This is a genomic window from Streptomyces kanamyceticus (assembly GCF_008704495.1).
Lineage (GTDB): Bacteria > Actinomycetota > Actinomycetes > Streptomycetales > Streptomycetaceae > Streptomyces > Streptomyces kanamyceticus.
Window position 1 is genome coordinate 2,103,945 of sequence record NZ_CP023699.1, and the last position, 12,473, is coordinate 2,116,417.

Genomic DNA, 12,473 nt, shown 5'->3' on the forward strand with positions numbered 1-12,473 from the left:
CCGCCCCTCTTCCCCCCTTCCCCCTTCCCCCTTCCTATGCAGCTGAGGTGAGTGGTGAGCACAGCTCTGGTGGGCCTGATGGCCGGTATGGCGCTCGGATTCGCCGGATGGTTCGGCGGTTTCGGCGCGTTCCTCCTGGTGGCCGCGCTCGGCGCGGTCGGCTTCGTCATCGGTCGGCTGATCGACGACGGTACGGACGTCCGGGAGTTCCTCGGCGGCCGTGACCGGGGGCGGCGATGAGTACGCCGGGCATGCCGCCCGAGCCCCGTACCCGGCCCGATGAACGCGGTTCGACGACCGTCGCGAACCGGGCGGTGCGGCGGATCGCGGAGCGCGCCGCGACGGAGGTACGGACGGCGGGCCCGGTCCTGGTGTCGGGCGCTTCGGCGTCCGTCCGGGGCCGCCGGGCCCGGGTCGCCCTGAACGTCACGCTGCCCTACCCCGGTCCGCTGGACGAGGCGGGCGAGCGGGTGCGCTCCCACGTCGTGGACCGCACCGCGCGGCTCACCGGCCTCGCGGTGCCGTCGGCCCGCATCCACGTACACGCCCTGTCGCGGCAGGACGGCACGGAAGCGGCGGGGAGCGCGCGGGCGGTGGCGGCGGAGACGGGCCCGGACCCGGCGCGCACCGCGCGGCGTCCGTGGTCCGAACGCCGCCTGCCCATGGGCCTGTTCACCCTCACCGCGGCGGCCGCCTGCGGAGTACTGCTGTACGAGGTGGTCTCCGTGCACGCGGCCGGGCGCGCTCCCGCGCGGTGGCGGGTGGACCTGCTGGACTGGCTGTCCGCGCACGGCCCCGGCGTCACCGCCGTCGATCTCGCCGCGGCGGCAGGCGTGTTCGCCCTCGGCGTGTGGCTGCTGATCCTGGCGGTGACACCGGGCAAGCGGCGCCGCATCCCCTTGGCGACGCCCGCCCCCGGCGTGCACGCCACGCTCGAACGCGCCGCGGCGGCCGCCTTGTTGAGGGACGCGGTGCGCGACGTTCCGGGCATCACACGGGTGCGGGTCCGCATGGGACGCCGCGGCGCCCGGGTGCGCACGAGGCTGGGATTCGGGGACCAGGACGCCGCCCGCGAGGCGGTGCGGCAGGCCGCGCTGGCCGCGACGGACGGCTTCGGCCTCGCCCGGCCGCTCAAGCTGCGCGTGCGGGTCCGCACCGAACCGACATGGCGCGCCCCGACGGCGCACGAGACAAGCGGGAGCACCCGGTGACGAGCGGAATCCGTGGCGGCGCCAACCGGACGGTACTGGCCTGCGCGGCGGCGGTCCTCCTGGGCGCGGGGGTCACCCTGGCCTCGGCGACCGACCCCGTACGGGACCGGCTCCCCGCCGGGTGGCCGCACCTGGGCGATGACCGGGCGTGGCTCGACGCGAGCGCCCTGGAGCGCTGGCGCGACCACACGTGGTGGCCCGCCGCCGTGATCGCGGTCCTGTCCGTCGTCTTCCTGCTGCTCGTGTACGGGACGGTCGCGCAGGTCCGCGCGGGGCGGCTGCGCGCGCTGCCCCTCGGCCGTGGCGATGTCACGCTGGCGGGGCCCGCCCTCGGCGCCGCGCTGGCCGACCGGGCCAGGACGATCGACGGTGTGCGCCGGGCCCATGTCCAAGTCCTCGGCCGTCCGCACCGGCTGCGCGCCTCCATCACCCTCGTCCTGGACCCGGACGCCTCACCGTCGGCGGTGCTGCGCACGCTGTCCGGGGACGCCGTCGCGGAGGCGCGGGCGGCAGCGGCTCCGCGCGAACTGGCGGCGGACGTCCGCATCAGGGTCCGGCAGCATCGGGCGGGGCGGGTGCACTGAGCCGCGCCGCCGCGCCGCCGCGCACCGCACCGCCGCTCACCCGCTCTCGCGCGGCGGCCGGGGAAAGAACCCGCTGGTGCGCCGCACGTACTCGGCATAGCCGGGCCGCTGTGCCATGTGCCGTTCGAGGAGCGCCTTTCCGCTGCCGAGGGTGAGCAGCAGACTCATCGTCACGGGGCCCACGACCGTGGCGGCCGCCGCGGCGGGAGCGTCGCACACCAGCAGGAACAGTCCCCACCAGACACAGAAGTCGCCGAAGTAGTTCGGGTGCCGGGTCCAGGACCACAGGCCTCTGTCCATGATCCGGCCGCGCCGGGCCGGGTCGGCCTTGAACCGGGCGAGTTGGTGGTCGCCGACCGCTTCGAAGACGAGGCCGGTCAGCCACAGCGCGGTTCCGGCGACGGCTACGGGCCCCATCGGCCCGGTCACGTACCCGGCCGCCTGCACCGGCAGCGACACCAGCCACACGAGCGCGGCCTGCAGCAGATAGACCATGCGGAAGGCGTACGCGGCCCTGCTGTCCGGCGCCTTGGCCAGCATCCGCTCGTAGCGCGGGTCCTCGCCGTGCCCCCGGCCGCGCCAGGCGATGTGCGCGGCGAGGCGCAGCCCCCAGATCGCGGTCAGCGCGGTGACGAGCAGCCGCCGTCCGGGGTCCCCGTGCCCCGCGGACATGACGCAGGACGCCACGGCGACGGCGGTGAAGGCGACTCCCCAGGCGACGTCGACGACCCGGTGCTTCCCGGTGCGCAGCCCTACGGCGAAGGCGGCGAGCAGCACCGCGAGAGCGGCGCCCGCCGCGACGGCGAGGTTGGCCCCGAAGGCACTCCAGGCGAACGCACCCCAGGCGAACCCGTTCATGACGGTCCTCCGGACAACTGGATCTGCTGGACGTCGAGATATCCCGAGCGGAAGCCCGCCTCGGAGTAGGCGAGGTAGAAGGTCCACATCCGCCGGAAGGTGGCGTCGAACCCCAACTCATCCACGTATGCGGCCTGTTGGGCGAAGCGCTCGCGCCAAAGGCGCAGGGTCTCGGCATAGTGCGACCCGTACCCCTCGCGGGCCGTGACGCGCAGCGACGTGTGCGCGGCCGCCGTCTCCTCGATGGCCCGCAGGGAGGGGATCAGGCCGCCGGGGAAGATGTACTTCTGGATCCAGGTGTGGGTGTCGGCCGAGGCGCGCATGCGGTCGTGCGGCATGGTGATGGCCTGCAGCGCGACCCGCCCGCCCGGCGCGAGCAGGGTTTCCAGGGCGCGGAAGTAGGCGGGCCAGTACTCCGCGCCGACGGCTTCGATCATCTCGACGCTGACGACGGCGTCGTAACGTCCGGTGACCTGCCGGTAGTCGCACAGCTCGACCCGCACGCGGTCCGCGAACCCGGCCGCCCTGACGCGCTCACGGGCCAGCTCCCGCTGCTCGGCGGAGAGCGTGACCGAGTGGACGACGGCGCCGCGCGCCGCCGCCCGGATCGCCAGCTCGCCCCAGCCGGTGCCGATTTCGAGCACCTTGCTGCCCTCGGTCACGCCGCACAGGTCGAGCAGCCGGTCGATCTTGCGGCGCTGGGCGGCGGGCAGCTCCCGCCAGCTGCCCCGCGACCGGTCGAAGACCGCCGACGAATAGCTGAGCGTCTCGTCGAGGAAGAGCGCGAAGAGGTCGTTGGACAGGTCGTAGTGGCGGTGGACGTTGGCCCGCGCGCCGGTCAGGGTGTTGCGCTGGGCGTCGGGCTGCCGGGGCGCCCACAGCCCGCGCAGCCGCTGCAGCGGGGCGGGCACCAGGGTGGCGGCGTGCCGGGCGAGCACGCCGAGTACGCCCACGAGGTCGTCGGCGTCCCACTCCTCCGCCAGATAGGACTCGCCGAAGCCGATGAGCCCGCCGACCGCGATCCGCCGCAGGAACGCGTCGGGCGCGCGGACCACCAGCAACGGGCCGCGCGCACCGAACTCCTCGGCGTCCCCGAGGCGCACCCGCAGCGGAAGACGGCGCAGCGCGCGCAGCACGATCGCGCGGGCGATCGCCTGCCGCACCGGCGAACAGCGCGGCACCGCCGCCACGTCGGGCCACCGGTCGGCGTCGATGCCACCGTCGGGTTCGAAGACGTGCGTGGTCACTGCATTCCTCTCTGTACGCGATGGTCGGGCCTGTCCTGGACGGGCAGGCCGCGCAGCCACAGCCGGATCCCGTGCCGCCGGATGGCCGCGCTCACCGCGAGCGTCGGCCAGGGGTGGCGGGCGAGGGTGCGCAGCAGGTTCCTCGCGGTCACGGGGCGCCGCTCGCCCCGCACGGTCGCGGTGAAGGCGCTGACCCCGTCGCGCGCCAGCTCGACGGCGATCCGCAGCCGTTCGTCCGGCACCGGCAGGCGCATCCGGTAGGCGCCGTCCACCGGGAAGAACGGCGAGACGTAGAACTCCTTGGCGACTTCGGCACGGCCCGCGCCGTCCGGCTCCAGGAGATAGGCGTGCCGCTCGCCGTAGGTGTTGTGCACCTCGGCCACCACGCGGCGCAGCTCGCCTCCGGAGTCGTAGCACCAGAAGAGCGTCAGCGGGTTGAAGACGTGGCCGAGCACGCGCGCGTTGGCGAGCATCAGGACGCGCCCGCCCGCCAGGTCCACGCCGTGCGCGGCCAGGAAGCGTTCGAGTCCGACCCTGATGCCGTCCGGACGCCCGGCGAAGTGGTCGCGCCCGTCGAACCGGGCGAGCGCCCGCAGCGGCCGGGGCAGCGCGGGCAGCCGGTCGAGGTCGACGAGCCACAGGTAGGTGCGGTGCGTCAGTACGTACCGCTCGGGCCGGGTGCGGACGTGCGTGACGACGCTCGGATAGAGCGCGGGCACCACGTCCGGGCTCACCACCGCACTCCCAGGGCCGCGGCCGCCGCCACCCCTGAGCGGCAGCCGTCCTCGTGGAAGCCCCAGCCGTGGTACGCCCCGGCGAAGACGGCCACCTGACTGTTCAGGGCGGACAGTCTGCGCTGCGCGGCCACCGACTCCGGTGTGTAGAGGGGGTGTTCGTAGACCATCCGGTCCAGGACCCGGTCCGCCGGGATGTCGTGGTCACCGAGGCTGACCACGTACGTCTCCGGTGCCTCGATGCCCTGCAGCCGGTTCATGTCGTAGCTCACGCGCACCTGTCCGGCACCGGCCTCGCACGCGGGCAGCAGGTAGTTCCACGCGGCACGGGCGCCCGCGCGGCGCGGCAGGACCGACGTGTCGGTGTGCAGGAGCGTCCGGTTGCGGGAGTAGCGGAACGCGCCGAGCACCCGCCGCTCGGCCTCGGTCGGATCGGCGATGAGCCGCAGCGCCTGATCCGGGTGGGTGGCGACGACCACCGAGTCGTACGTGGCGGTGGCGCCGTCCTCCGTGGTCAGCTCGACCCGGTCGCAGCCGCGCCGCAGCGCCCGCACCGGCGTCGAGGTGTGCACGGCGTCGAGCTGCTTGCCGATCCGCGTCACGTAGTCGCGCGAGCCGCCCACGACGGTGCGCCAGCTCGGCGACCCGCTCACGGCGAGCATCCCGTGGTGGTCCAGGAAGCGGAAGAGATAGCGGGCCGGATAGCTCAGCGCGGTCGCCGCGGGGCAGGACCAGACGGCCGAGACCACCGGCGTCACGAAGTGCCGCACGAAGTACCGCGAGAAGCCCTGCCCGGCCAGGAAGTCGCCCAGGGTCAGCCGGTCGTCCCGCTCCTCGTCGGCGAGGACCCGCCGCGCCGCGCGGTGGAACCGGGGCACCTCGGTGAGCATCCGCAGATACGGGAGGGTGACCGCGTTGGCGGTCCTGGCGAACAGGCCTCGCGGGCCGCGCGCCCCCGCGTACTCCAGGCCGCACCCTTGGCACCGCACGGACATGCTCATCTCGGTGGCCCGCGTCACCACCCCCAGCTCGTCGAAGAGCCTGAGCAGATGGGGGTACGTCCGCTCGTTGTGCACGATGAATCCCGAGTCGACCGGGTGCGCCCTGCCGTCCCCGGAGACCACGTCGCGCGTGTGCGCGTGCCCGCCGAGCCGCCCGTCGCTCTCGTACAGCGTCACCTCGTGTCTGCCCCGCAGAACGTACGCCGCGGTCAGCCCCGCGACCCCGCTCCCCACCACTGCCGTCCGCTGCCTGCGCGTCATGCCGCCCCTCTTTCGACGTCGGGGCGATCGAGCCCCGTACCGGTGATTCGGAGCCGGGGCCGGATCGGCTTGGTGCGGATCGTGCGGGGAGTGGCCGGGGCAGGACCGAGTGGCGGAGGGGCGAGTCCGGCCGTGATCGGTTTCGGCCACACGCCTTAGGCTGCTTCCGTGGTCGACCCACGGGTTTGACCAGGGGATCAGGGGTTCCGGGGAGCAGGGGTTCCGGGGAGCAGGGGGGTACGGGTAGATGACCGACGCGAACGTGGTGTTCCCACCGTTGGGGGCGGACGATCCGCACGTGGTGGCCGGATATCGGCTGGCCGCCCGGATCGGCGCGGGCGGCATGGGCCGGGTCTACCTGTCCCACACCCAGGGCGGCCGACCGGTGGCGATCAAGGTCGTACGTTCCGAGCTGGCCGACGACCCCGACTTCCGGCGCCGTTTCCGCCGGGAGATGGAGGCCGCGCGGCGGGTCAGGGGCGCGTACACCGCCGAGCTGATCGACGGCGACGCGGACGGCGCACCGCCCTGGCTGGCCACGCTGTACGTACCCGGTCCCTCCCTGTCCGAGGCCGTCGGGCGCCGCGGCCCGCTGCCGGTGCGCGCGGTCCTCTGGCTGGTGGCGGGCGTGGCCGAGGCGCTGCAGGCCATCCACGACGCGGGCGTCGTGCACCGTGACCTGAAGCCGTCGAACGTCCTGCTCTCCTCCGACGGGCCGCGCGTCATCGACTTCGGCATCTCGCTGGCCTCCGGCGTCAGTTCGTACACCGCCACGGGGGCCGCCGTCGGCACGCCCCAGTTCATGGCTCCCGAGCAGGCGTCCGGGGGCTCGGTCACGACGGCGACCGACGTCTTCGCCCTGGGACAGACCGCGGCGTTCGCGGCACTCGGCGAATCGCTGTACGGGGACGGCCCCGCGGTCAGCGTGCTCTACCGGATCGTCCACTCCGCGCCCGACCTGTCCCTGCTGCCCGAGCAGCTGCGACCGCTCATAGCCCGGTGCATGGCCGCCGACCCGGCGGAGCGGGCCACTCCGGCGGAGATCATCGACTGGTGCAGGCAGCACTTGGGCCAGGAGGCCGAGGAGGGAGCGGGGCCGACGGTCTGGCGTGCGGTCATCGGCCCGGAGCCGACGGTTCCGTCACCGGTCACGGCCCCCGCTCCCGCCCCCGCGTCACCGCTGCCCACGCGGCACCTGCCTCCGGGTTCGTACCCGACGGCACCGGACGCGGCACCGCCGCGAAGACGCAGGACCGGCCTGGTCGCGGCCGCGGCAGTGACGGCGGGCGTGCTGGTGCTCACGGCGCTGGCGTGGACGGTCATGGACGCGACGGACGTGTTCCGCGGCCGGGACAAGGACACGGCGTCGGGGGCCCGCCACGCGGACACGTCCGCCAACCCGTTGGGGAAGGCATCGGGGTCGGGGTCGAAGTCGGGGTCGGGGTCGTCGAAGTCCGACGACGCGGACGCCGAAGCCCGCGACGAATCCAACAGTTCGGGCGAATCCGGCAGGTCCGGCGGATCCGGCGGATCCGGCGAGGGCAAGGGAACATCGCGCGCTCCCGCCTCCGCGGCCGACTCGACGCGGGGCGAGGCCCACCCCGGGCAATGGCTGGACGCGAAGACCTCCGTCAGCCTCAAGGAGCCGACCCGTCAGGAGAACCTCACCGGGGACATCCGCTTCACCTGCGCGCAGGACGCGGGCTGCGCGCTGGAGAGCGACACCAGCGTCCTGCTCCTGCGCTACGCCAAGCCGGGCGCCGACCTCGACAAGTGCCGCTTCGAACTCACGGGCGCGAAGGAGCACCGCCTCCCCCTCGCCGCGGCCGCGGCGGGCAGCGAGATCTGCGTCAAGCACCGCAACGGAGACATCGCCCTGCTGGTGGTCCAGGTGAAGTCGACGGCGGTGCCGGACATCGCGTTCCTCACCGCGGACATGACGGTGTGGCACCGCCCGAACTGACGTCCAACGCCACCCGAGCCGGGAGTACCTCTTTCCGACTCAGCCCTTCCCCTGCTCCGTCCACTCGTCCGTGGACCCCGCCGCCGTACGCCCCCGCAGATCGACGCGCCGGATCTTGCCCGAGACGGTCTTGGGCAGTTCCTCGGTGAACTCGATCCGCCGGACGCGCTTGTAGGGAGCCAGCACCGACCGCGTGTACTCGAAGATCGCCTGCGCCGTCTTCTCGTCCGGGGTCCAGCCCTTCGCCAGCACGACGTACGCCTTGGGGACCGCGAGCCGCACCGGGTCGGGCGCAGGGACGACGGCCGCCTCCGCCACCGCCTCGTGCTCCAGGAGCGCGCTCTCCAGCTCGAACGGGGAGATCTTGTAGTCGGACGCCTTGAAGACGTCGTCGGCGCGGCCGACGTAGGTGATGTAGCCGTCGGCGTCGCGCGAACCGATGTCGCCGGTGCGGTAGTAGCCGCCCGTCATCGCCTCCGCGGTGCGCTCCGGGTCGCCGTGGTAGCCGACCATCAGGCCGACCGGGTCCGCGCCCAGGTCGAGGGAGATCTCGCCCTCCGACGCGCCGGGTTCGCCGGTCACCGGGTCGAGCAGCTCGACGACGAATCCCGGGGTCGGCCTGCCCATGGAGCCCGGCTTCAGCTTCTGGCCCGGGGAGTTGGCGACCTGTACGGCGGTCTCGGTCTGTCCGAAGCCGTCCCGGATGGTGACGCCCCAGTCGCGCCGCACCTGCTCGATGACCTCGGGGTTGAGCGGCTCGCCCGCGGCGACGACCTCGCGCGGCGGGGTCCGCAGCTGGGTCAGGTCGGCCTGGATGAGCATGCGCCACACGGTGGGCGGCGCGCAGAACGACGTCACGCCCGCGCGGTCCATCTCGGCCATGAGCCGCCCCGCGTCGAAGCGGCTGTAGTTGTGGATGAAGACGGTGGCCTCGGCGTTCCACGGGGCGAAGAGGTTGGACCAGGCGTGCTTGGCCCAGCCGGGCGACGAGATGTTCAGATGGACGTCGCCGGGCTTGAGCCCGATCCAGTACATCGTCGCCAAGTGACCCACGGGGTACGACACATGGGTGTGCTCGACCAGCTTGGGCCTGGCGGTGGTGCCCGAGGTGAAGTAGAGCATCAGCGGGTCGTCGGCGAGGGCGATCCCCTCGGGCTCGAAGGCCGCGGGGGCGTCGTCGACCCCGTCGTACGAGATCCAACCAGTGTCCTCATCGCCTGCGGCGCCCGCCGCGCCACCCACCACGATCCGGGTGTAGTCGCCGGGCACGTCGGCGAACTTCGCGGTGTCACCGGGGCGTACGACGACGTGCCTGGCCCTGCCGCGGTCGATCCGGTCGCGCAGGTCGACGGGGCCGAGCAGCGGCGTCGCGGGGATGACGACGGCGCGCAGCTTCATCGCGGCGAGGGCGATCTCCCACAGCTCGACCTGGTTGCCGAGCATGACGACGACGCGGTCACCGGCCCGTACGCCTTGCGCGCGCAGCCAGTTGGCGGCCCGGTTGGAGCGCTCGGCGAGGCGCGCGAAGGAGGAACGGGACTCGGTGCCGTCCTCCTCGACGATGTGCAGCGCGGTCCGCTCGTTGCCTTCGGCGATCACGTCGAACCAGTCGAGCGCCCAGTTGAACCGCTCGGGCCGGGGCCAGGCGAAGCCCTCGTACGCGGTGGTGTAGTCCTCCCGGTGGCGCAGGAGGAAGTCCCGCGCGGTACGGAACTGCTCGGTGGCACTCGTCCCGGTGGTCGTCATCTGCACTCCCGTACCTAGTTGCCGCTCTCATCGCCGGACGCTACGTAACATCGTGTAATCCGTGATGCGGATCTCACCACCCCCGGACGGGGGTGTCACGAGGCGAAAGGGCGAACGCGTGTCGGCAGACGGCGGGGAGACGGTGGAGATGCGGGCCGCGCTACTGCGGCTGCGCCGCGGCACGGGGCTCCCGGTCGCCTTCGGCGGGCTCCTCGAAGGCCAGCGGCAGCTGCGCATCGGGGAGCTGAGCGGCACGGCGACGCGCGCCCTGTGCGGGCTCGCGGTGTCGGCGGGCAGCGGCCTCGGCGGCAAGGCGGCCGCCCTGTCGCGGCCGTGCGCGGTCACCGACTACAGCGAATCCCGGCACATCAGCCACGAGTACGACGCGGCGGTCGAGGCGGAGGGCCTGCGGTCGGTGCTCGCCGTGCCGGTGGTGGTGCGCCGCCAGGTGCGCGGCGTCCTGTACGGCGCGCTGCGGGCGGCCCAGCCGCTCGGCGACCGCACGCTCTCGGCGGCGGTGGCCGCGGCACGGGACGTGGAACAGGCCCTCGTCGTACGGGACGAGGCCCGGTCACTGCTCGCGGCGGCCCGTGAGCCGGTGGCGGGGCCCGGCGCGTGGGAGCAGGTCCGCGAGGCGCACGGGGCGCTGCGCGCGCTGGCCCCGCGCATCGTGGATCCGGAACTGCGGGCCGAACTCCTCTCGGTGACAGGACGCCTGGAGTCGGCATCGACGCTCCGGGAGCGCGACGGCGAACGCCCCGTGTCGCTCGCCCCGCGCGAGATGGACGTCCTGACGTGCGTAGCCACGGGCGTCACGAACGCGGTGGCCGCATCGCGGCTGGGGCTGCGCCCGGAGACGGTGAAGGGCTATCTACGCTCCGCGATGCGGAAGTTGGGGGCGCATACGCGCCTTGAGGCGGTGGTGGCGGCTCGGCGGGCGGGGCTTTTGCCTTAGGGGGTGGGCGGGGCTTTTACCTTAGGGCGGTGGGTGGGGCTTCGGCTGTGGTCCGGTGGGGGCTGGGCTTCTCCCGCCGCCCGGCGGGGGGGGTGGGGTGGGGGTGGGCTGAGCCTTCGCCGTCACCCGACGGACCTGGGCAGGGGCCTCGCCGTGGCCCGGCAGAGCTGGGCAGGGCCTTCGCCATCGCCCGGCAGGCCGAGCGGGACCCTTGCCGTAGTCCGGTGGAGCTAGGCAGGGCCTTCGCCGTCACCCGGCAGACCTGGGCAGGGGCCTTGCCGTGGCCCGGCAGAGCTGGGCAGGGCCTTCGCCATCGCCCGGCAGGCCGAGCGGGACCCTTGCCGTAGTCCGGTGGAGCTAGGCAGGGCCTTCGCCGTCACCCGGCAGACCTGGGCAGGGGCCTTGCCGTGGCCCGGCAGAGCTGGGCAGGGCCTTCGCCAACGCCCGACAGGCCGAGCGGGACCCTTGCCGTGGCCCGACGGAGCCGGGCGAGGTCTCTACCGTCGCCCAGCGGGCTGAGCGGGGCCTTCGCCACCGCCCCGCAAGGCCAGGCCGAGCTGGGCGGGAACACCCCCGTGGCTCCGCCCAGCCGCCTCCGGCCGCCCCCAGTCGCCCCCAACCGCTACTTGTCGGCGGTCAGCACGCCCGCCGCGCCCCAGCTGTCCGCCGGGGTCTCCTGGATCCAGACCTGCACGGTCTCGGCCGGGATCTTGTACGCGTCCACGAACGCGTCGGTGATCTGCTTGACCAGCTCCCGCTTGAGCTCGATGTCGCGGGGACCCTGCTGGACGGTGACGATGGGCATGGCTGAACTCCCTTGCGTAGGGCCGGAATCACCCGGCTCCGTTCCCGGCAGGACCGGGTTTTCGGTACGACCCCAGTTCAGCCCGGCCGCGCCCCGCGACCAAGAGTCAGTCGGCGACAGCAGCGATCAGCTTTGGTGATCGTCGCAGGTCACAGGGCATGGGTATGGGTATGGGTATGGGCACCCGAGGGTGCGGCCGAAGAGGCGGCGGAGGGCACTGCCAAGCACGCCTCGATGAAGACGCCGAGCTCACCCTCAGACCGCTCCCCGAGCTCCTCCCCCACGGCCCGCTCGACCCGCACCGCGAGCCCCGTGGCGAGCGCGAGTCCCGGCCCGCCGAACGGCACGAAGGCCACCCGCGGGCTGTGCAGCACGCGCGCGTGCGAGGCGTAGACGACCGTCCACTGCGGCACGACGCCCGCCCCGATCGTGGCGAGCCTGTCCTGCAGCGAACCGCCGACCGGCCCCGGCACGGGCTCGAACCCGGCGTCGTGGCACGCCCCCACGACAAGGTCCACGAGGGCGGGATTGGTGCGGCGCGCGGTGATGCTCAGGGGCAGCCCGGCGAGCTCACCGAGCGCCAGTTCGGGCCGTGCGGCGAGCGGATGCGCGGCTGGCAGGACGGCCACCAGCGGGTCGTCCCACAGTGGCACGATCCGTACGCCGGGCACCGGCCCGCAAGATCGTACGAACGCGGCGTCGACCCGCCCGGCCACGACCTGTTCGAGCCGCTCGCGCGCTCCCGCCGACACCAGTTCGACGGGCACGCCGGGCGCCCGCGCGGCGAACTCCGCGAGGACCCGGTCCAGGTGCTCCCCGAGCCCGGTGCTGGTGGCGAGCCGCAGCCCACTCGGCCGTTCGACCGCCTCCCGAGCCCGTTCGGCGGCGGCGAGTACCGCCCGCGCCTCGGGCAGCAGCCGCTGCCCGGCCCCGGTGAGCCGCACGTGCCGCGGCGATCGGTCGAACAGCTCGGCGCCGAGCTCCCGTTCGAGGCGCCGTATCTGCTGGCTGACGGCCGACTGCACGATGTGCAGCCGCTCGGCCGCCCGCCCGAAGTGCAGCTCGTCGGCGACGGTCACGAAGTAGCTGAGCTGCCGGAGTTCCATGG

Annotated in this window: 12 protein-coding genes; 5 read left to right on the forward strand and 7 right to left on the reverse strand. The window is 73.7% G+C overall.

Going from position 1 to position 12,473, the window contains the following annotated elements; all coding sequences use genetic code 11:
• Positions 1 to 54: 54 nt before the first annotated feature.
• The 3 genes from CP970_RS08385 to CP970_RS08395 are packed head-to-tail and all read left to right on the forward strand — an operon-like array spanning position 55 to position 1,795.
• On the forward strand, positions 55 to 240 hold the full coding sequence (locus CP970_RS08385) for a hypothetical protein (protein ID WP_055556583.1): 186 nt from the start codon (positions 55 to 57) through the stop codon (positions 238 to 240).
• Positions 237 to 1,211, forward strand: coding sequence for a DUF6286 domain-containing Asp23/Gls24 family envelope stress response protein (locus CP970_RS08390; protein ID WP_150493109.1), 975 nt, complete (start codon positions 237 to 239; stop codon positions 1,209 to 1,211). The genes CP970_RS08385 and CP970_RS08390 overlap by 4 nt, the downstream gene beginning before the upstream one ends.
• Positions 1,208 to 1,795 carry an alkaline shock response membrane anchor protein AmaP gene (locus CP970_RS08395; RefSeq protein WP_150493111.1) on the forward strand — a complete coding sequence of 196 codons (588 nt, stop codon included), beginning with the start codon at positions 1,208 to 1,210 and terminating at the stop codon, positions 1,793 to 1,795. Before CP970_RS08390 ends, CP970_RS08395 begins: the two co-directional genes overlap by 4 nt.
• Positions 1,796 to 1,831: 36 nt before the next feature.
• Here the strand turns inward: CP970_RS08395 and CP970_RS08400 are convergent, their stop codons facing one another.
• The 4 genes from CP970_RS08400 to CP970_RS08415 are packed head-to-tail and all read right to left on the reverse strand — an operon-like array spanning position 1,832 to position 5,896.
• Positions 1,832 to 2,653 carry a DUF1295 domain-containing protein gene (locus CP970_RS08400; RefSeq protein WP_055556577.1) on the reverse strand — a complete coding sequence of 274 codons (822 nt, stop codon included), beginning with the start codon at positions 2,651 to 2,653 and terminating at the stop codon, positions 1,832 to 1,834.
• Complete coding sequence (locus CP970_RS08405; RefSeq protein ID WP_055556575.1) at positions 2,650 to 3,900, reverse strand: SAM-dependent methyltransferase; 1,251 nt, start codon at positions 3,898 to 3,900, stop codon at positions 2,650 to 2,652. The genes CP970_RS08400 and CP970_RS08405 overlap by 4 nt, the downstream gene beginning before the upstream one ends.
• Positions 3,897 to 4,634 (reverse strand): DUF1365 domain-containing protein, encoded by a 738-nt coding sequence (locus tag CP970_RS08410; RefSeq protein WP_224058324.1) that lies wholly within the window; start codon positions 4,632 to 4,634, stop codon positions 3,897 to 3,899. Before CP970_RS08410 ends, CP970_RS08405 begins: the two co-directional genes overlap by 4 nt.
• Positions 4,631 to 5,896: an NAD(P)/FAD-dependent oxidoreductase gene (locus tag CP970_RS08415; protein WP_055556571.1), complete on the reverse strand. Its 1,266-nt coding sequence runs from the start codon at positions 5,894 to 5,896 to the stop codon at positions 4,631 to 4,633. The genes CP970_RS08410 and CP970_RS08415 overlap by 4 nt, the downstream gene beginning before the upstream one ends.
• A 247-nt stretch (positions 5,897 to 6,143) precedes the next feature.
• On the opposite strand from CP970_RS08415, the gene CP970_RS08420 reads away from it, so the two are divergent.
• Positions 6,144 to 7,859: a serine/threonine-protein kinase gene (locus CP970_RS08420; RefSeq protein ID WP_150493113.1), complete on the forward strand. Its 1,716-nt coding sequence runs from the start codon at positions 6,144 to 6,146 to the stop codon at positions 7,857 to 7,859.
• A 39-nt stretch (positions 7,860 to 7,898) separates the two neighbouring features.
• Here the strand turns inward: CP970_RS08420 and CP970_RS08425 are convergent, their stop codons facing one another.
• Positions 7,899 to 9,605 (reverse strand): AMP-binding protein, encoded by a 1,707-nt coding sequence (locus CP970_RS08425; protein ID WP_055556839.1) that lies wholly within the window; start codon positions 9,603 to 9,605, stop codon positions 7,899 to 7,901.
• A 148-nt stretch (positions 9,606 to 9,753) separates the two neighbouring features.
• On the opposite strand from CP970_RS08425, the gene CP970_RS08430 reads away from it, so the two are divergent.
• Positions 9,754 to 10,560, forward strand: a complete 807-nt coding sequence (locus CP970_RS08430; RefSeq protein ID WP_224059183.1) for a helix-turn-helix transcriptional regulator — start codon at positions 9,754 to 9,756, stop codon at positions 10,558 to 10,560.
• A 622-nt stretch (positions 10,561 to 11,182) separates the two neighbouring features.
• Here the strand turns inward: CP970_RS08430 and dmpI are convergent.
• A complete protein-coding gene (dmpI, locus tag CP970_RS08435; protein ID WP_055546899.1) occupies positions 11,183 to 11,365 on the reverse strand; it encodes a 4-oxalocrotonate tautomerase DmpI in 183 nt (60 codons plus the stop codon).
• A 149-nt stretch (positions 11,366 to 11,514) separates the two neighbouring features.
• Positions 11,515 to 12,471: a LysR family transcriptional regulator gene (locus tag CP970_RS08440; protein ID WP_079043461.1), complete on the reverse strand. Its 957-nt coding sequence runs from the start codon at positions 12,469 to 12,471 to the stop codon at positions 11,515 to 11,517.
• Between the last annotated feature and the right edge of the window lie 2 nt (positions 12,472 to 12,473).

Bases quoted from the DNA above. Each gene is read 5' to 3' on its own strand.
- CP970_RS08390 (WP_150493109.1), top strand. From the start codon at position 237: ATGAGTACGCCGGGCATGCCGCCCGAGCCCCGTACCCGGCCCGATGAA.
- CP970_RS08400 (WP_055556577.1), bottom strand. From the start codon at position 2,653: ATGAACGGGTTCGCCTGGGGTGCGTTCGCCTGGAGTGCCTTCGGGGCC.
- CP970_RS08415 (WP_055556571.1), bottom strand. From the start codon at position 5,896: ATGACGCGCAGGCAGCGGACGGCAGTGGTGGGGAGCGGGGTCGCGGGG.
- CP970_RS08420 (WP_150493113.1), top strand. From the start codon at position 6,144: ATGACCGACGCGAACGTGGTGTTCCCACCGTTGGGGGCGGACGATCCG.
- CP970_RS08425 (WP_055556839.1), bottom strand. From the start codon at position 9,605: ATGACGACCACCGGGACGAGTGCCACCGAGCAGTTCCGTACCGCGCGG.
- CP970_RS08430 (WP_224059183.1), top strand. From the start codon at position 9,754: ATGCGGGCCGCGCTACTGCGGCTGCGCCGCGGCACGGGGCTCCCGGTC.
- dmpI (WP_055546899.1), bottom strand. From the start codon at position 11,365: ATGCCCATCGTCACCGTCCAGCAGGGTCCCCGCGACATCGAGCTCAAG.
- CP970_RS08440 (WP_079043461.1), bottom strand. From the start codon at position 12,471: ATGGAACTCCGGCAGCTCAGCTACTTCGTGACCGTCGCCGACGAGCTG.